This window comes from Isoptericola sp. Y541, from assembly GCF_059445465.1.
This window is the reverse complement of sequence record NZ_JCAIUJ010000008.1, coordinates 128185-147053: the sequence shown is the minus strand read 5'-3', so window position 1 is coordinate 147053 and position 18869 is coordinate 128185. Positions and strand designations below refer to the sequence as shown.

At 71.2% G+C, this 18869-nt stretch carries 15 protein-coding genes; 4 read left to right on the top strand and 11 right to left on the bottom strand.

Annotated features, from left to right (window positions below):
* Positions 1–64 precede the first annotated feature (64 nt).
* Positions 65–1369, top strand: coding sequence for an MATE family efflux transporter (locus AC1C2V_RS17050; protein WP_495390881.1), 1305 nt, complete (start codon positions 65–67; stop codon positions 1367–1369).
* A 78-nt stretch (positions 1370–1447) separates the two neighbouring features.
* Here the strand turns inward: AC1C2V_RS17050 and AC1C2V_RS17045 are convergent, their stop codons facing one another.
* Entirely contained in the window at positions 1448–2086 is a 639-nt protein-coding gene (locus AC1C2V_RS17045; protein ID WP_495390830.1) for a winged helix-turn-helix domain-containing protein, read from the bottom strand.
* A 253-nt stretch (positions 2087–2339) separates the two neighbouring features.
* Between AC1C2V_RS17045 and AC1C2V_RS17040 the strand changes: the two genes are divergently transcribed.
* Entirely contained in the window at positions 2340–6434 is a 4095-nt protein-coding gene (locus AC1C2V_RS17040; protein ID WP_495390829.1) for a carboxypeptidase regulatory-like domain-containing protein, read from the top strand.
* 126 nt (positions 6435–6560) lie between these two features.
* On the opposite strand, the gene rplI is transcribed toward AC1C2V_RS17040, so the two are convergent.
* The 5 genes from rplI to AC1C2V_RS17015 form a co-directional block, all read right to left on the bottom strand.
* A complete protein-coding gene (gene rplI, locus AC1C2V_RS17035; protein WP_495390828.1) occupies positions 6561–7010 on the bottom strand; it encodes a 50S ribosomal protein L9 in 450 nt (149 codons plus the stop codon).
* A gap of 20 nt (positions 7011–7030) precedes the next feature.
* Positions 7031–7267, bottom strand: a complete 237-nt coding sequence (rpsR, locus tag AC1C2V_RS17030; RefSeq protein ID WP_495390827.1) for a 30S ribosomal protein S18 — start codon at positions 7265–7267, stop codon at positions 7031–7033.
* 93 nt (positions 7268–7360) lie between these two features.
* Positions 7361–7909 (bottom strand): single-stranded DNA-binding protein, encoded by a 549-nt coding sequence (locus AC1C2V_RS17025; protein WP_495390826.1) that lies wholly within the window; start codon positions 7907–7909, stop codon positions 7361–7363.
* A 114-nt stretch (positions 7910–8023) separates the two neighbouring features.
* Entirely contained in the window at positions 8024–8314 is a 291-nt protein-coding gene (gene rpsF / locus AC1C2V_RS17020; protein ID WP_495390825.1) for a 30S ribosomal protein S6, read from the bottom strand.
* Positions 8315–8471: 157 nt separating this feature from the next.
* Positions 8472–10976: a transglycosylase domain-containing protein gene (locus AC1C2V_RS17015; RefSeq protein ID WP_495390824.1), complete on the bottom strand. Its 2505-nt coding sequence runs from the start codon at positions 10974–10976 to the stop codon at positions 8472–8474.
* Positions 10977–11299: 323 nt separating this feature from the next.
* On the opposite strand from AC1C2V_RS17015, the gene AC1C2V_RS17010 reads away from it, so the two are divergent.
* Together AC1C2V_RS17010 and AC1C2V_RS17005 are read left to right on the top strand one after the other, a co-directional pair.
* The gene (locus AC1C2V_RS17010) at positions 11300–11983 is read left to right on the top strand and encodes a PadR family transcriptional regulator (protein ID WP_495390823.1); all 684 of its coding nucleotides are present in this window, start codon (positions 11300–11302) and stop codon (positions 11981–11983) included.
* Complete coding sequence (locus tag AC1C2V_RS17005; RefSeq protein ID WP_495390822.1) at positions 11980–13071, top strand: inositol-3-phosphate synthase; 1092 nt, start codon at positions 11980–11982, stop codon at positions 13069–13071. Before AC1C2V_RS17010 ends, AC1C2V_RS17005 begins: the two co-directional genes overlap by 4 nt.
* A 478-nt stretch (positions 13072–13549) precedes the next feature.
* Here the strand turns inward: AC1C2V_RS17005 and AC1C2V_RS17000 are convergent, their stop codons facing one another.
* The 5 genes from AC1C2V_RS17000 to AC1C2V_RS16980 are packed head-to-tail and all read right to left on the bottom strand — an operon-like array spanning position 13550 to position 18849.
* Positions 13550–14596 carry a Gfo/Idh/MocA family protein gene (locus tag AC1C2V_RS17000; RefSeq protein ID WP_495390821.1) on the bottom strand — a complete coding sequence of 349 codons (1047 nt, stop codon included), beginning with the start codon at positions 14594–14596 and terminating at the stop codon, positions 13550–13552.
* On the bottom strand, positions 14593–15702 hold the full coding sequence (locus AC1C2V_RS16995) for a Gfo/Idh/MocA family protein (RefSeq protein WP_495390820.1): 1110 nt from the start codon (positions 15700–15702) through the stop codon (positions 14593–14595). The genes AC1C2V_RS17000 and AC1C2V_RS16995 overlap by 4 nt, the downstream gene beginning before the upstream one ends.
* Before the next feature lie 9 nt (positions 15703–15711).
* Complete coding sequence (locus AC1C2V_RS16990) at positions 15712–16632, bottom strand: carbohydrate ABC transporter permease (protein WP_495390819.1); 921 nt, start codon at positions 16630–16632, stop codon at positions 15712–15714.
* Positions 16625–17551: a carbohydrate ABC transporter permease gene (locus tag AC1C2V_RS16985; protein ID WP_495390818.1), complete on the bottom strand. Its 927-nt coding sequence runs from the start codon at positions 17549–17551 to the stop codon at positions 16625–16627. Before AC1C2V_RS16985 ends, AC1C2V_RS16990 begins: the two co-directional genes overlap by 8 nt.
* Positions 17548–18849: an ABC transporter substrate-binding protein gene (locus AC1C2V_RS16980; protein ID WP_495390817.1), complete on the bottom strand. Its 1302-nt coding sequence runs from the start codon at positions 18847–18849 to the stop codon at positions 17548–17550. The genes AC1C2V_RS16985 and AC1C2V_RS16980 overlap by 4 nt, the downstream gene beginning before the upstream one ends.
* Between the last annotated feature and the right edge of the window lie 20 nt (positions 18850–18869).

Sequence of the window (18869 nt, the reverse complement as noted above, 5' to 3'; positions counted from 1 at the left end):
GCCGGACGGTCACGCACCTTCACCCGACACCGAGCCGGTTGTCCACAGGGGCGCCCGGCGCCGCATCGACCGCGACATCCTCGCCCTCGCCCTCCCGGCGCTGGGCGCGCTCGTCGCCGAGCCGTTGTTCATCCTGGTCGACAGCGCCGTCGTCGGCCACCTCGGCACCGCGCAGCTCGCCGGCCTGTCCGTCGCCTCCACCCTGCTGGTGACGATGGTCGGCCTGTGCGTGTTCCTCGCGTACGCGACCACCGCCGCCGTCGCGCGCCTCGTGGGCGCCGGCCGCACCCGCGACGCCCTCCAGTCCGGCATCGACGGCATGTGGCTCGCCCTCGGGCTCGGCGCCGTGCTCGCCGCCGTGCTGGCCGCGAGCGCCCCGTGGGCCGTGGGGGCGATGGGCGCGGGCGACGACATCGCGGGGTACGCCACGACCTACCTGCGCTGGTCCGTCGTCGGGCTGCCGGGGATGCTCGTGGTGCTCGCGTCGACGGGCGTGCTGCGCGGCCTGCAGGACACCCGCACGCCGCTGTGGGTCGCGTCGTCGGGCGCCGTCGTCAACGCGATCCTCTCGGTGACGCTCGTCTACGGCGCCGGCCTGGGCATCGCCGGCTCGGCGATCGGCACGGCGGCCACGCAGCTCGCGATGGCGGCCGTGCTGACCGTCGTCGTGGTGCGCGGCGCCCGGCGCCACCACGCGTCGCTGCGGCCCCACCACGCGGGGATCTGGGCGAACGCCCGCGCGGGCGCGCCGCTGTTCGTCCGCACGGCGTCGCTGCGCCTGGCGATCCTGCTGACGGTGGCCGTGGCCACGGGCCTCGGCGCCACGGCCCTCGCGGGCTACCAGGTGGTCAACAGCCTGTGGGGCCTGGCGGCGTTCGCGCTGGACGCGCTCGCCATCGCCGGGCAGGCGCTGGTGGGCCATGCGCTGGGCTCGGGAGACGTCGGCCGGGTACGCGCGGTGCTGCGCCGCTCCCTGCAGTGGGGGGTGAGTGCGGGCGTGGTGATCGGCGTCGTGTTCGCCGCGTCCGGGTGGTGGATCGCCCCGCTGTTCACCTCCGACCCGGACGTGCGCGTCGCGATCACGGCCGGGCTGGTGGTCACGGGCGTGCTCATGCCGATGGCGGGGTGGGTGTTCGTGCTCGACGGCGTCCTCATCGGCGCCGGCGACGGCCGCTTCCTCGCCTGGGCGGGCATGCTCACGCTGGTGGCCTACGTGCCGTTCGCCCTCGCCGTCCGCGCCTGGGCGCCGGACGGCGCCGTCGGGCTCGCCTGGCTGTGGGCGGCATTCGCCGGCGTGTTCATGCTGGCGCGCGCGCTCACCACGGGCCTGCGCGCCCGCAACGACCGGTGGATGGTCACGGGCGCGTGACGCCCTCGGGCCGCCAGGTGAACGGCGTGTGACGCAGCCCCGCGGGAAGTACAGCCGGCGGCTCGACCGGCAGCGCTGTCAGACCGGCACGCGCAACCGGTACCCGATGCCGCGCACGGACGACACGCGCAGCTCGGGGAGCACGTGCAGGCGCTTGCGCAGGCGCTTCACCGCGGAGACCACCGCGTCGGGGTCGCCGAGGTAGCCGGTGCGCCACACGGTGCGGGTGAGCTCTGCGAACGACCACACCCGGTCCGGCGCGGACGCGAGCGCCACCAGCAGGTCGAACTCACGCAGCGAAAGGTGCACCGGGATGCCGGCCGCCGTGACCTCCCGCGCCGCCAGGTCGACCTCGAGCGCGCCCAGCACGATCCGGCCGGCGACCGGCGGATCGCCGACGTCGCCGTCGTGGCGGTCGGCGGTGGTGGGCCCGGTGTCCGGGGCGTGTGCGACGACGGAGACCCTGGGCCCCGTCCGGTCCTCGGCCGGCGGCACGGCGGTGTGCACCTTGACGGACAGCGCGTGGACCGGTGGGTCCGCGTCGTCCTGGGGCTCGAGCAAGGGCCCGAGCAGGGTGCGCGCGCCATCGGTGTCCGCGGTCGCGATCACCGCGGCACGGCCGCGCAGCAGCCTGGCCACCTCGCCCACCCGCTTCAGCGGGAGGCCGATGCACAGGACGTAGCCGCCGACCAGCTCGGCGGGGTGTTCGTGGGGCATCGCTTTCCTCCGTCCGACACACGCGCCGAGGGGGACGCGGACATCGTTTACCCAGGTGCCTATCAGAGTCTCGACGATGCTGCGCGCCGACGGGCGGCCCCGCCGACCCGGACCTGCCCCCGGACTGACCGCGAACTGGCCCTCGCCCGTCCTTGTTGTCGCAGGTCACATCGGATGGGCTGCAAGGTGGGTCCCGATCGGGCGCCCGTCACGACGTCCCCGCGATCCGGGGACACCCTCACCTGGAGGTACCGTGCACTCTCCGATCAGTAGGAGGAGGGGGTGGGTCGCGACGAGCGCGGCCCTCGCGCTCCTAGCCACGTCCGCGGCCGGGGTGGCGCCGGCGTTCGCCGCCACCGCCGATCCGCCGCTCGCGCCGTCGGGCGCCGTCCCTGACCCCGAGGACAAGATCACCGCCAAGACCCAGTCCGCGCTGGAGAAGGGCCCCGCCGACTTCTGGGTCGAGATGGCGGACACCGCCGACCTCGGCGCCGCGAAGGGCATCGCCGACTGGGACGACCGCGGCCAGTACGTCTACGACACGCTGACCAAGGTCGCTCAGCAGTCGCAGTCCGGCCTGGTCAAGCAGCTCGACGCGACCGACGCCGAGTACGAGACGTTCTGGATCTCCAACCGGGTGCTCGTCACCGACGGCACCCTCGCCCTCGCGAACGACCTCGCCACCTCGTCCGAGGTGGCCCGCATCAGCCCGACGAAGGTGCTGGAGCTGGTGGAACCGGTCGAGCGCAAGAAGGCGGCCGACAAGGGCACGCAGGCCGTCGAGTGGGGCGTGCAGGCGATCAACGCCGACGACGCCTGGGCCCTGGGCTACACGGGCCAGGGCATCACGGTATCGAACATCGACACGGGCGCGCAGGCCGACCACCCCGCCCTCGCGGCGCAGTACCGCGGCCTCCAGGACGACGGCACCGTCGTCGACGACTACAACTGGTTCGACTCCTCGAACGCCTGCACTGGTGACACCCCCTGCGACAACGACGGGCACGGCAGCCACACCATGGGCACCATGGTCGGTGACGACGGGGCGGGCAACCAGATCGGTGTCGCCCCGGGTGCCGACTGGATCGCGGCCAACGGCTGCGCCACCTGCTCCGACGCCGACCTGATCGAGTCGGGGCAGTGGATCCTCGCGCCGACCAGGACCGACGGGAGCGACCCGGACCCGGCCCAGCGGCCGCAGGTCGTCAACAACTCCTGGGGTATGAGCGCCGCCGGCGCGATCGACGACTTCATGACCGACGAGATCGCCGCCTGGGAGGCCGCCGGCATCTTCGGCTCCTGGTCGGCGGGCAACGAGGGACCCGCGTGCAACACGACGTCGTCCCCGGGCGCCAACGAGGCGACATACGCCGCCGGCGCCTTCGACTCGAGCGGGGCCATCGCCTCGTTCTCGTCGCGGGGCACGGGCGAGAACGACGGCGTGAAGCCGAACCTCTCGGCGCCCGGCGTCAACGTGCGCTCCTCGCTGCCGGGTGACGGCTACGGCTCGTACTCGGGCACGTCGATGGCGGCCCCGCACCTCGCGGGGGCGGTCGCGCTGCTGTGGAGCGCGGCCCCGAGCCTCGTCGGTCAGATCGAGGAGACCGAGGCGCTGCTCGACGGCGCCGCGGTGGACGTGGACGACACCACCTGCGGCGGCACCGCCGCCGACAACAACGTGTGGGGCGAGGGCAAGCTCGACGTCATGGCCCTGCTCGACGCGGCGCCGATCGGCGACACCGGCGAGGTGGCCGGCTCCGTCACGGACGGCGACGGCGCCGCGGTTGCGGGCGCCGAGGTCACCTTCGACGGCGCGTCCGACCGCACCGTCACGACCGACGCCGAGGGCGCCTTCGCGGCGCAGCTCGCCGTCGGCGACTACGCGGTGAGCGCGACGGCCTTCGGGTTCCTCGCCTCGGCACCGGCCGACGTCACGGTCACCGTCGACGAGACGGTCACCGTGCCGATCACGCTGGAGCGCGCGCCGGCCCACGCCGTCACCGGCACGGTCAGCGAACGGGACGGGGCGCCCACCGAGGGCGCGCTCGTCGAGCTCTCCGGCCCGCTGGACCCGGTCACGACCGGGGCCGACGGCACCTTCGCCTTCGCCGACGTGCCCGAAGGCACGTACACGCTGAGCGTCTCGGCCGGCACGTGCGCCACGCCGTTCAGCACGGAGGTCGTGGTGGACGGCGACGAGTCGGTCGACGCCACCCTGAGCCGCCTGGTCGACGACAACGGCTACTACTGCGCCACCGGGTCGGACGGGGCCGCGACCGGCGACACGCTGCTCGACCTCACGGGGGACGACGCCGCGACCGAGGTCGAGCTGCCGTTCGCGTTCCCGTTCTACGGCGAGGAGTACGACTCCGCGTTCGTGTCGACCAACGGGTTCCTGAACTTCCTCGCGACCTCGACGGCCTACAGCAACGTCGCCATCCCCGCCGCGGCGACGCCGAACGCCGGCGTGTACGCGTTCTGGGACGACCTGCAGGTGGACGAGGAGTCCGGCGTGTACACGGGCGCCACCACCGTGGACGGCCTCGACGCGTTCGTGCTCGAGTGGCGCGACGTGCGCAGGCGCGCACCGGTGACGGACCGCCTGACCTTCTCGGCCACGCTGGTCGCCGACGGGCGCGTCGTCCTGGGCTACGGCCCGGTGACGGACACCGACACCGCGCGCGGCAGCTCCGCGACGGTCGGCATCGAGGACGAGGCGGGCGCGGTCGCGTCGCAGTTCTCGTACAACGCGGCGGCCGTCTCGGACGGCCTGTCGATCACGTACGACCTCGCCGACATGGGCACCGTCACAGGCACGATCACGGACGGCAACACCGGCGATCCGGTCGAGGGTGCCGACGTCACGCTCACGTCGAAGGACGACGGGGACGTCACGACGGTGACCACTGCGGAGGACGGCACCTACGCCGCCCTGCTGCCGCTCGAGCGGTACGGGCTCGTCATCGAGGCCGACCAGTACGAGAGCGCCACCAGCGACGCCGCCCTCACCGAGGACGGCCAGGTCGTGACCCGCGACGCCGCGCTGGCGGCGGGCCGGCTCGAGGTGAACAAGGAGAGCATCAACGCGAGCCTCGCGATGGGCGGCACCGCGTCGCGCGCCTTCCAGGTGAAGAACACGGGGACGGTTCCCGTCGAGCTCGACCTGGGCGTGGGTGGTAGCGGGTTCGAGATGCTCGACGCCGGCTCCGGCGGCGTGATCTCGCACGTCACCGAGAAGGCGACCGTGCCCGACTCGAGCGGGTCGTCGATCGGCACCGAGGGCTCCGGCCTCGGCAAGGCCGACGGCAAGTCCGGTCTCGCGTCGTCCGGCGCCAAGGCCGGGACCGTCACGCCGGACCTCTCCGCGGTCCCGCTCGAGGACACGGTGCTCACCCACTCCGCGTCGCAGGACATCGTGGCGAACAACTCCGTGGCCTGCACCAACCAGGTGACCACGCAGGACAACGCCTACCTGCGCACCTTCACGCTGGACGACTTCGGCATCGACGGGACGTTCGACGTCTCGGCCGTGTCGTTCGCCGTCGAGGCCGTGCAGGTGGCCCAGCCGCTCACCGTCAACCTGTACACGCTCGAGGGCGACCTCGTGTACGCGAACATGACGCTGATCGGCAGCGCCGAGGCCACCATCGGCACCGACGCGGGCGGCACCGTCGTGTCCGTGCCGGTGGAGGGCGAGGTGCCCGCGGGCGCCACCCTCGTCGTCGAGGTCGACGTCCCGGCGGGCGGCTGGTTCTTCGTCGGGTCGAACGACGCCGGTCAGACGGCGCCGTCGTACCTGCGCTCGGAGAGCTGCTCCATGCCGGAGCCGACCGACACCGCCGAGATCGGCTACCCCGGAATGCACATCGTGATGAACGTGTCCGGTGAGACGTCGGGCGGCGGGGTGGAGTGGCTGGACGTCCAGCCGCCGAGCGTCACCCTCGCACCGGGCGCCAGCGTCCGGGCAGCGGCGACCTTCACGGCCGCGGTCGAGCAGCCCGGGGCGTACTCCGCCACGGTCACCGTGGGCGGGAACACCCCGTACACCGCACCGACCGTCGCGGCGCTGATGACCGTCAAGGCGCCGGGCGGCTGGGGCAAGGTCACCGGCACGGTCACCGGCGCGGGCAACCCGCTCGACGGCGCCGTCGTACACCTCGACGGCAAGGCATACGACAAGACCCTCGTCACGGGGGCCGACGGCACGTACGGGTACTGGATGCCCAAGGCCAACGGGCCGCTCCAGATGGTCGTCGCGGCGAACGGGTTCATCCCCGCCGTCCGCACGGCGCCGATCGTCGCCGGCCAGACGGCGGTCTACAACGTCGACCTGAAGCCGTTGCCGTGACCGCTCGCGCGATCACGGCCTGACAGCTCGACCTGACAGGACGAACGACGACGGCCCCGGTCCCTCGCGAGAGGAACCGGGGCCGTCGTTCGTGGTCTCGTCAGGCTCGACCACCGGTGAGCGGACTCAGCCGGCGACGACCTTCACGGAGATCTTCGCGGAGACCTCGGGGTGGAGGCGCACCGACACGGTGTAGTCACCGGTCGTCTTGATCGGCTGGCCGATCTCGATCTTGCGCTTGTCCACCTGAGGACCCGAGGCGGCGACGACCGCGTCGGCGATGTCACCGGTGGTGACGGCACCGAACAGACGGCCGGACTCGCCGGCGTGCGCCGTGACGACGACCGTCTTGGCAGCCAGCGAGTCCGCGGCGGCCTTGGCGTCGTCGAACGAGGCGATCTCGCGGGACTTGCGAGCCTTGCGGATCGCGGAGACCTGCGACTCGGCGCCCTTGGTCCACGGGGTAGCCAGGCGACGCGGGATGAGGAAGTTCCGGGCGTACCCGTCCTTCACCTCGACGACGTCCCCGGGCTCACCGAGACCGGTGACCTCGTGGGTCAGGATCAGCTTCGACATGATTCAGTGATCCTTTCCGGTCAGCGGGCCGAGGACGAGTACGGCAGCAGGGCCATCTCACGGGCGTTCTTCACCGCGCGGGCGATCTGGCGCTGCTCCTGGACGGAGACGCCGGTCACGCGACGCGCGCGGATCTTGCCGCGGTCGGAGATGAACTTGCGCAGCAGCACAGTGTCCTTGTAGTCGACGGTCTCGATCTTGGCCGTCTTGAGCGGGTTAGCCTTCTTCTTGGGCTTGCGCACCACAGGCTTTGCCATGGTGTTGCTCCTTCACAGGTGCAGTCCACACGCCGCGCCGGCCGCAGTGGCCGACGTCGCGCGGGACGGGGTGATCTGGGGACGGGCGATCGATCAGAACGGGGGCTCGTCCGAGAACCCGCCACCGGAAGTGGCGGGACCGGCCGTGGCCCACGGGTCGTTGCTCTGACCGCCGCCGGAAGAACCGGAACCTCCGCCGGGCTGGCCGCCACCCTGGGAGCCGCCGAAGCCGCCCCCCTGGTTGCCGCCGCCGCCGAAGCCGCCACCGCCGCCGGAACGCTGCGCGCGGGTGACCTTCGCCGAGGCGTACCTCAGCGAAGGGCCGACCTCGTCGACCTGCAGCTCCACGACGGTGCGCTTCTCCCCCTCGCGGGTCTCGTACGAGCGCTGAGTCAGACGGCCCTGCACGACGACGCGCATGCCCTTCGTCAGCGACTCGGCCACGTTCTCAGCGGCATCGCGCCAGACCGAGCAGGCCAGGAACAGCGCTTCGCCGTCCTTCCACTCGTTGGTCTGACGGTCGAAGGTGCGCGGCGTGGACGCGATGCGGAAGTTGGCGACGGCAGCCCCTGACGGGGTGAAGCGCAGCTCCGGGTCCGCGACCAGGTTTCCGACGACCGTGATGACGGTCTCACCAGCCATGCCATGCTCCTTCGTTCGTCCGAGAGTCGTGAGGGGATCCCATCACGAGGCAGTGACATCCACGCCATCGACGAGGATGCCGCCCGCGACGGGGGCAGAGATTCGGTTCAGGTCTCAGCGGGCGTCGGCGCGCAGGATCTTGGTACGCAGCACGACCTCGTTGAGGCCGAGCTGGCGGTCCAGCTCCTTCGCGGTGTCCGGCGTCGACGTGAAGTCGACGACGGCGTAGATGCCCTCGGAACGCTTGGTGATGTCGTACGCCAGGCGGCGACGGCCCCAGATGTCGACCTTGTCGACGGAGCCGCCGTCGGTCGAGATGACCGACAGGTACTTGTCCAGCGACGGAGCCACGGTGCGCTCCTCGACCTCCGGGTCCAGGATCACCATCAGTTCGTACTGACGCATGTGTTCAACCCACCTCCTCTGGTCTCAGCGGTCACGGTCGTTCCGTGACAGGAGGGTTCTTCGTGCGTCGGCCGACCTTCTGCCCCGGAACGGTCCGGGACGACAGGCACAGCCAGTGGATCAGGATACCCGCCATGGAGGGCGTCCCGAAATCGGGTCAGTCCCCGCCGAGCGGCCAGCCCGGTTTGTCGGTCGTGTCGCCGGTGGGCTCGTCGGTCGGGCCGTTGCCGTTCCCCTTGCCCTCCGGCCCCTTGGATACGACGAGGGTCACGCTCGAGCCGGGGTCGACGCTCGCGCCCGGCCCGGGTTCCGTGCGGATGACGTTGCCCACCGGGACGTCGTCGCTGAACTCCTCGCTGATGTTCGGCTGGAGCGAGTCACCGTGCAGGATCTGCTCGGCGGACGTGCGGGGCTGCCCGGCGAGGTCCGGCACCGCCACCTGCTCGGGCTCCTCCGGCTCGCCGGTCGACACCACGAGCGTGATGGTCGTGCCCACCGGCACCTCGGTGTTCGCGCCCGACATCTGCAGCACCGTGCCCTTGGGCTGGTCGCTCTTCTGCGACTGCGTGCGCACCTTGAGCTCCAGCCCCTGCAGCTGCTGGGTGGCGGAGGCCACGTCCTGCCCGACGAGATCCGGCACGGTGACCATCGCGTCCTCGGTCTCGGTGGGGGTGGGCGACGGCGTGAACGTGGGCTGCGGCGGCACGTACTCGGGGAACTCGACGACGTCCATGCCCTCGGTCGCGACCTTCATGAAGTCGGTCCAGGCGCGTACGGGCCACGAGCCACCGGTGATCTCGCTGTACTCGCCGAAGTCGTCGATCGAGGTCTGCCCGCCCATCTTGCCCTCGTCGAGGTCGAGCGTCTTGTACTGGCGCAGCCCGACGACGGTGGTGAGCTGGGGAACGAAGCCCGCGAACCACGCGGACACGTTGTCCTGCGAGGTACCGGTCTTGCCGGCCACGGGGCGATCGAGCTCCTGGGCGGTGTCGCCCGAGCCCTCCTCGACCACCTTGGTCATGGCATAGGTCGCCGCGGTGATGTCCTCGGCCTCGAACTCCTTCTCCTGCTCCTGCGGGCCCTTGTAGAACTCGCGGCCGTCCAGGGTCTCGACCTTCTCCACCACGTGCGGCGTCGTCCGGTACCCGCCCGCGGCGATGGTGGAGTAGGCGCGGGCGAGGTCGATCGGGTAGATCGAGGCGGTGCCCAGCACGTTCGACGGCTCGACCGGGATCGCGTTCTTCTCGGACTTGCGGATGCCCGCGCGGTACGCCACGTCCGCCGTGGTCTCGGGCCCGATCTCCAGGTTGAGCTCGGCGTACGCGGTGTTCACGGAGTTCGCGGTCGCCTTCTCCAGGCTGACCTCCCCGAGGCTCTCACCACCGAAGTTCCCGACGTCCCACTCCCCGCCGTTGTCGGCGTCCGGGAAGACCTTGGGCGAGTTGCCGTCGAACGTCTCGTCGAGGGTGTGGCCCTTCTCCAGAGCCCCGATGAGCGTGAACGGCTTGAAGGTCGAGCCCGCCTGGACCACGTCCTGCGTGGCGGTGTTGAGCGACTGCTTGACGTAGTCCGGCCCGCCGTACAGCGCCTTGATCCCGCCGGTCTTGGGGTCCATCGACACCAGCGACATGCGCGCGTTCTTGCTCGCCTTGCCGTAGGTGCCGTCCTCGTGCAGCGTCTTCTCCACCTGGACGGCGGTCTTCTGCAGCTTCTTGTCGAACGTGGTGGTGATCTGCAGGCCGAGGGTCTCGAGCTCCTGGTCGGTGAACGGGGCGTCCGGGTTGGAGTCGGTCTTCACCAGCTCCTTGCGCACGGCCTGCATCAGGTAGCCCACCTGCCCGCCCCGGGTGTTGGAGGCTTCCTTCTTCTTCTGGAACTCGGGGAACTCCGCCTTGGCGTGCTCCTCCTTCGTGATGTACCCCTGCTCGTACATCTCGCGGATGCTGCGGTCCCAGCGGAACTCCGCCTGCTTGGGGTTGATCGACGGGTCCCAGTTCACCGGCGACGGGATGATGCCCGAGAGCAGCGCCGCCTCGGACGGCGTGAGGTCCTTCGCGTCCTTGTTGAAGTACTCCTTCGACGCCGCCTGGATGCCGTAGGTGCCGCGCCCCCAGTAGATGGTGTTGAGGTAGTTCTCCAGCACCTCCTCCTTGGGCTGCGTCTGCGCCACCTTGAGCGCGATGATCGCCTCGCGTGCCTTGCCCGCGTACGACGTCGTCGTGTCCATGTAGTAGCGCTCCACGTACTGCTGCGTGAGCGTTGAGGCGCCCTGCGTGGAGTTGCTCTTGATGTTGCTGTACAAGGCGCGCGCGATGCCCTTGGGGTCGATGCCGCTGTTGGTCCAGAACGTGGAGTCCTCGGAGGCGACGACGGAGTTGCCCACGTAGGCCGGCAGGTCCTCGAGCGCGACGATCTCGCGCTTCTGCTCGGCGAACGTGCCCATCTCCTTGCCGTTCGCCCAGTAGACGGTGGTGGCCTGGTTGCTGACCTCGTCCAGGCCGCCCGGGATCGTCGTCGTGCTCCACGCGGCCACGAACAGGCCGGCGGCCAGGGCTGCGCCGGTGAGGCAGGTGCCGAGGACGACGCGCCACGAGGGCAGCCATCGCTGCAGCACGCCCTTGTGGGGGCGCGGATAGTTCCAGAAGCGACGTCTCCTCGCCACGTCAAGCCTTTCGTCGTGCGGGACCGGGGGCGCTCACGTGGGCGCACTCCGGCCAGCGGACCACAGGGAACACTAGGCGATCCGGGGCCGCCGACGGGAGCCTCAGGCGCCTCGGGCGACGGTTCTTCCCGACCATCCCCAGCCCCCTGGCCCGCGCTTCGCGGAACCTTCACAACTGACCGGGACGTGCGGCGACGATGCTGCCGTTGCGCGCGGGTGCCGACGGGTCCTATTGTCGCGATGTATCGACTCGATAGGTCGACACGACGGGTCGGCACAGCACGTCGACAGGACGGAAGCATCGAACAGGGAGGGGAACCCTCGTGCGCAGCAGGTCTGTGGTGCTCGAGACGGCCATCCTCGGCCTGCTCAACTCCGCCCCGCTGCACGGGTACGAGCTGCGCAAGCGGCTCAACCTGCTGCTCGGCTCGTTCCGCGCGTTCTCCTACGGCACCCTCTACCCTGCGCTGAAGTCCCTCGTCGCCCGCGGCCTCATCGAGACCGTCGAGCACGAGGCTCCCGCCGCCGGGGCGCGGGTGTCGGGTTCCCGCCAGTCCGCCAAGTCCGCCGGCAGGTCCACCAGCAAGGCGCCCCTCACGGGGCGGCGCGGGCGGATCGTGTACCGGCTGACGGCGGACGGCAAGGAGCACCTGCAGACCGTCCTCGCTTCGTCCGGGCCGGCCGCCTGGGAGGACGAGAACTTCGACGTCCGCTTCGCGTTCTTCGCGCAGACGGACGCCGAGACCCGCATCCGTATCCTCGAGGGTCGGCGTACCCGGCTCACCGAGCGGCTGGAGGCGGTCCGAGAGTCTGCCGCACGCACCCGCGAGCGGCTCGACGAGTACACCCTCGAACTGCAGCGCCACGGGCTCGAACAGGTCGAGCGCGAAGTGCGTTGGCTCGACGGACTCATCACCACGGAACGCGACCGGGCTCTCGGCCGCGACCGCGACCACAGCGCCGGGGTGCACGACACCCCGGCCCAGAGAAACAAGGAGCGAGGATGACCTCCGTCCGCGTTGCCATCGTCGGTGTCGGAAACTGTGCATCGTCCCTGATCCAGGGCGTGCACTACTACCGAGACGCCGACCCGTCCGACACCGTCCCTGGCCTCATGCACGTGCAGCTCGGCGAGTACCACGTGCGTGACCTGGAGTTCGTGGCGGCGTTCGACGTCGACGCGAAGAAGGTCGGCTTCGACCTCGCCGAGGCGATCCACGCCTCGGAGAACAACACGATCAAGATCGCGGACGTGCCGCCCACCGGCGTCATGGTCCAGCGCGGCCCCACGCTCGACGGCCTCGGCGACTACTACCAGGCGACGATCGACGAGTCGGACGCCCAGGCGGTCGACGTCGTGCAGGCGCTCAAGGACGCGAAGGTCGACGTCCTCGTCTCCTACCTCCCGGTGGGCTCCGAGGCAGCCGACAAGTTCTACGCGCAGTGCGCCATCGACGCCAAGGTGGCCTTCGTCAACGCGCTGCCGGTCTTCATCGCCTCCGACCCCGAGTGGGCCAAGAAGTTCGAGGACGCGGGGGTGCCGATCGTCGGCGACGACATCAAGTCGCAGGTCGGCGCCACGATCACGCACCGCGTGCTGGCCAAGCTGTTCGAGGACCGCGGCGTCGTGCTCGACCGCACCTACCAGCTCAACGTCGGCGGCAACATGGACTTCAAGAACATGCTGCAGCGCGACCGCCTCGAGTCGAAGAAGGTCTCCAAGACGCAGGCGGTGACCTCGAACCTCACCGGCGCACTCGGCGGCAAGAAGGAGGACCGCAACGTCCACATCGGCCCGTCGGACTACATCGCGTGGCTCGACGACCGCAAGTGGGCGTACGTCCGCCTCGAGGGCCGCGCGTTCGGCGAGGTGCCCCTGAACCTGGAGTACAAGCTCGAGGTGTGGGACTCCCCCAACTCCGCCGGCATCATCATCGACGCCGTCCGCGCGGCGAAGATCGCCCTGGACCGCGGCGTCGGCGGCCCGATCCTCTCGGCGTCGACCTACTTCATGAAGTCCCCGCCCGTGCAGATGGAGGACACCGCGGGGCGCGCCCAGCTGGAGTCGTTCATCCGCGGCGACATCGAGCGCTGACACCGCTCGCCGGTCGAGCCTGTCGAAACCCCGACGACCGGGTTTCGACAGGCTCTACCGGCGGGGTCAGCCGACCAGCTCGACGGACCCTGTGCGGGTGACCACGTCGTCGAGCGTCACCCACGATGTCGGCCCACTGGGTCGCGTGCGAGCTGCCGTACTGCGCCACGTGGAACCCGTTCGGGTCGGCACTGATGCGCAGCAGCATCCGCAGGGCGGCCTCCCCCATCTCCGCGATGGGCTGGCGCACCGTGGCCAGGGCGGGGCGGGCCCACTGCGAGACCGTCCCGGTCGACATCGACACCCACGTGACGGGCGTGCACCGCCACGAGTCCGGCGCCCTCTCGACGCTCGTGATGAGCTTCGACGCCGCCGCCACCCACGCCTCCCGGATCGAGGTGCACGGCCCGGCGGGCTCGCTCGTCGTGCCCGGCCCGACGCCGCCGTCCCGCCGAGGAAGAGAAGGCAGCCCGCGGGGTCAGGGCGCGAGGTGGATGACGGCACCCCCGGCGGCGACGGACTCCTGGGCCGCGGCGACCACGCGCAAGGTGCGCAGCCCCGTTCGCCCGTCGGGACCGGGGGCGGTGCCGGTACGGAGGCACCCCAGGAAGTGCTCGAGCATCAGGGCGTCGAGGTTCTCGCCGAAGCCGTACCAGGCGGGTCGCGAGCCCCCGTCGACGAGGCCGCCGACGTGCGCACCGAAAGGGGCGATCTCGACGACGCCTCCGGTGCCGACGACCCACAGGGTGAGGCCGCCCCACGTGGGCCCGCCGTCGGGCATCGACCAGGAGCAGTCGACGGTCACCTCGGCGCCGCCGGCGTAGGTGATGCTGACGAGCCCGCCCGTCTCGGCGCGCACCTGCGGGTCGTCGCCGTGCAGGATCCGGTTGGTCACGGCCCGCACGGCGACGGCGTCCTCGCCGAGGAGCGCGTCGAGCAGGTCGGCCACGTGCACCACGTGGTCCACGAGCGCCCCGCCGCCGGCGAGGGCCGGGTCGGTGAACCACGCCCGGCCGGCGGGGACCTTGCCGTTGTTCGTCCCCGTGGCGCCGAGGACAGTGCCGAGCGTGCCCGCGTCCGCCAGCGCGCGCAGGGTCTGGAACTCGGGGCTGAACCGCACCGGGTAGGCGGTCATGAGGACGACGCCGGCGGCGGCGCAGGCCGCGACCATCTCCTCGGCGTCCTCGACCCGCGTGGCGAGCGGCTTCTCGCACAGCACGTGCGCCCCCGTCGCCGCGGAGGCGAGGACGACGTCCCGGTGGCGGGCGTTCTCCGAGCAGACGATCACGGCGTCGGGGCGCCAGGCGAGGGCCTCGTCGTAGGTGTCGACGTACGACGCTCCGAGCCCTTCGGCGAACTCGCGGCCCCGCAGCTCGCCGGCGGGCGCGGTCGCCGCATCGGGGTCTGCGGTGAGGAGCTCGACGTCCGGCCGGTCGCGCAGCAGCGCAAGGTACGACCCGGCGTGCGGGTGCGCGAAGGAGAGCACGGCCACCTTGAGGACGGTCGGGGTGGTGTCGTGGGTCATGCCGGGCTCCCGGTGGTCGTGAGGGCGGGCGCGCCGTGCGGCGGCACCGGCGCGCCCCCGAGCTCGCGCACCCGTGCGGCGGTGTCCAGCGCGACGGGCGCCCCGGACTCGATGGAGGCGAGCGCCGCCTCGGCGATCTCGACCGCGACGACGCCGTCGACGGCGCTCACCCGGGGACGGTCCGGATGATCCGCGGGCAGCGCCGTCGGCGAGGCCGCGAACGCCCGGGCGAACTCCCGGATCTCGGTGAGGTACGGGCTCTCCCCGGCCGCCGGCGCGGGCCGGTCCTGCCCGCCCGTCGGGACGGGCGGCAGGTCGGTGCGCACCCCGCCCGCGCCGGCCGAGTCGAAGCGCAGCACGCCGGCCCCGCCCGCGACGTGGAACGACGTGCGGAACGTGGTGTGCGGGGCGCCCCACAGCCCGCGCGAGTGGGTGATCGCGCCGCCGGCGTGCGTGAGGACGACGTGCGCGAGCGTGTGCGGCGCCCCGTCCTGCTCCAGCGAGCGCCGGGTGGCGAACACCGTCGTGACCTCCCCCGCCACCCACCGGGCGATGTCGAGGTCGTGCAGCATCAGGTCCATCACGACGCCCCCGGACAGCGCGTCGTCGCCGAACCACGCCGACCAGACCGGGAACATCCCGCCGCGGGCGAACCGCAGGACGGCGGGCGCGCCGACGTCCCCGGCGCGCACGGCGGCCCGCAGCGCGGCGTACTCCGGGAAGAACCGCACCACGTGCCCCGGGTAGAGCTGCCGGTCGGCCGCGCGGGCGGCCTCCAGCAGGGCGACGGCGTCCGCCCCGGTGCGGGCCAGGGGCTTCTCGCACAGCACGTGCCTGCCCGCCGCGAGCGCCGTGGCGGCCACCTCGAGGTGTCGCGGCGTCGGGGTGACGACGTCCACGACGTCCACGACGTCGAGCAGCTCGTCGAGCGACCCGGCCACGCGGCCGCCGTGCGCGGCGGCGAGCTCCGCCGCGCCGTCGTGCGAGTGCACGACGAGGTCCGCGCCGAGCGCGCGCCACGCGGGGGCGTGGGCCCGCGCGATGCCGCCGGCGCCGACGAGGCCGACGGTAAGGGGTGGTGCAGACCGTGCTGGCGGTGCTGACATGTGTGCTCCCTACTTGAGTCCGGAGTGGGCGAGGCCGTCGATCACCCGACGCTGCATGACGACGAACAGCAGCAGGATCGGGGCCATGGCGAGCACGCTGGCCGCCATCATCACCGTGTAGTCGGTGGTGGTGCGCCCGGCGAAGGTCGCGATACCGGCCGCGAGCGGCATGCTCTCGGCGCGGGTCGAGACCACGAGCGGCCACAGGAGGTCGTTCCACGACCACAGGACGGTGATGATCGTCAGCGCGCCGAGGCTGGGCCCGGCGAGCGGCAGCATGATGCGCGTGAAGACCTGGAACGGGTTGGCGCCGTCCAGGCGGGCGGCCTCCTCGAGCGAGTCGGGCACGCCCTTGAAGAACTGCATCATGAGGAAGGTGCCGAAGGCGCTGAAGACGCCGGGCGCGGCGATCCCGGCCACGGTGTTCAGCCAGCCGAGCCCGTTGACGATCTGGTACTGCGGGATGAGGTACACCTGCGACGGCACCATGAGGATCGACAGCACGAGGGCGAGCAGCACGCCGCGCAGCGGGAACCGCATGCGCGCGAACGCGTAGCCCGCCATCGAGCACAGCACCAGCTGGCCGACGGTGCGAACCACCGTGATCGACACCGAGACCCAGAACTCCTGGAGGAACGGGAGCTTGGAGAACACCTCGGCGTAGTTGCCCCACTGCAGCTCCCCCGGCCAGAACACCGGGGGCACGCTCATCACCTGGGCGTTCGTGGACAGCGACGTGAGCAGCTGCCACACGAACGGGAACACCATCACCACGCCGCCGGTGGCGAGCAGCACGTGCGCCCAGGCGTTGGACCCGTGGCGCGAGCCGCGCCGTCGGCCGCGGGGCGGTGCTCCGTCGGTGCTGCCTCGGGTCGGGCGTCGCGTCGTCCCGGCGACGGCCGGGGCGGGCACGAGGGTCGCGTCAGGCATAGGTGACCCACCTCCTCTGCATGCGGAACTGAATCAGAGTGACCGCGCCGACGATGAGCAGGATCACCATCGCGATGGCGGCCGCGAAGCCCTTGTCGTTGCGCAGGAACGCCTCGTTGTAGAAGAGGTACACGAGGGACTGTGTCTCCTGGATCGCGGGGTTCCCCTGCCCCATGAGCGCGTACAGCAGGTCGAAGAGCTGGAACCCGTTGATCACGGTGATGACGGTGACGAAGAAGACGCTCGGGGTCAGCAGCGGCACGGTCACGGACCGGAACTGCCGCCAGGCGGTCGCGCCGTCCAGGGACGCCGCCTCGTACAGCTCCGTGGGGATGTTCTTCAGGCCCGCGGACAGGATGATGATGGCGAACCCGAGCGACGTCCACAGCCCCACGACCGACACGGCGACCAGCGCGAAGCCCGGCGTCGACGTCCACGCGGGGCCGTCGATGCCGACCAGCCCGAGCGCCCAGTTGAGGACGCCGAAGTCGCCGTTGTAGATCAGGCGCCACACCATCGCCACCGCCGTCGGCATCGCGACGTACGGCATGAAGAAAAGCACCCGGTAGAACGCGGTGAGCCGCATCCCCGGCCGGCTTAGCAGGCTCGCGACGAACATCGCGATCGGGATGCCCAGCAGCACGATCGCGGTGTAGACGAGCGTGTTGACGATCGAGGTGCCAAGGTCGGGGTCGGCGACGAGGCGTGCGTAGTTCTCGGTGCCCACCCACGTCTGGCCGCCGAACGCGCCCCACTCCGTGAAGCTGAAGTAGCCGGTCTGGACGATGGGCCACAGGTAGAAGAGCACCACCCCGAACATCGTGGGCAGCACGAACAGCACGGGCCACCAGCCGTCGTGCCCCCGCCTGGCCCCCCGCATCGCCCCCTGCCCGGACCCCCGCGCGCGAGCGGTCGTCATTCCTTCGCCAGCTCCTCGTTCATGGCGTCCGCGAGCTCGCGGGCGACCTCCTCGACGGGCCGCTTCCCGGAGAACGCCTGGGGCAGCAGATCGTTCTCGAGCGCGTTCCAGGCCGCCGTGTTCTTCGAGATCGGGTACGGGAACGCCATCTCGTCGGCGGACTCCAGGAAGACGTCGATCCCGAAGCCCGGCTCGGAGTCGACGAACGCCTGCTGCGTCCCGGTGTACGCAGGGTTCGCGACCCCCATCTCCGCCTGCGTGCGCTGCGCCTCCTCGGAGCCGAGGTAGGCGACGAAGGCGTTGGCGGCCTCCTTGCTCTCGCTGTCCGCGGCGACCACGTTCGCGAGGCCGTGGATGACGGTGGCCCGTCGCTCGGGCCCCTCGGGCAGCCGCACGGTGCCGAAGTCGTCCTTGTTCGGCGAGTCCTTCATCTCCGCGACCGACCAGTTGCCGGACCAGAACATGGCGGCCTTGCCCGAGTTGAACCAGACGTTCGGCTTGGTGTCGGACATCTGCTCGAGCTTCGGGGACGCGCCGTCCGCCACGAGGTCGGCCCACAGCTGCAACCCCTCGATCGACGCCGGGTCGTCGTAGCCGGACGTGGTGCCGTCGTCCGAGATGACCTGCCCGCCCGCCTGCAGCATCGTGTCGTAGTAGCTGCTCTGCCCGCCGCTGTTGAGCTCGGTCACGACGCCGTAGATCCCCTGGCCGGACAGCTCGCCGGAGATCGTGTCGGCCGCCTTGGTGAAGTCGTCCCACGTCCAGTCGTCGGTCGGCAGCTCGACGCCGGCCTTCTCGAAGATCGCCTTGTTGTACCAGAGCGCCACGGTGTCGAAGTCCTTGGGGACGCCGTACTGGGCCTCCTCGAACGTGAACAGGTCGTTGAGCGCGTCGGGGTACTTCGACGGGTCCAGGTCGCCGCTGTCCACGAGGCCGTCGATCGGCTCGAGCAGGTCGTTCGCGGCGTAGAGCTGCACGTTGGGGCCGTTCATCCAGAACACGTCGGGCAGGGTCTTCGACTCGCCCTGGGTCTGGAGCTTGGTGAAGTACTGCTGGTACGGCGTGAGGTCCACGGTGACCTTGATGTTCGGGTAGGTGTCGTTGAAGTCCGCGATGTTCTGGTCGATCGCGGGCTTCTGGTTCTCGTCCCAGATCGCGTAGGTGATCTCGCCCTCGGCGTCGGTCGGCGCGGCGGTCGCGGCGCCGTCGGCGGCCTCGCCGCCGCTCGAGCAGGCCGCGAGCGTGAGTGCCACCGCGGCGACGCCCGCGACGGACCCGCTGCGCATGAGGTGCTTCATCAGTGGTGCTCCTCCGATGG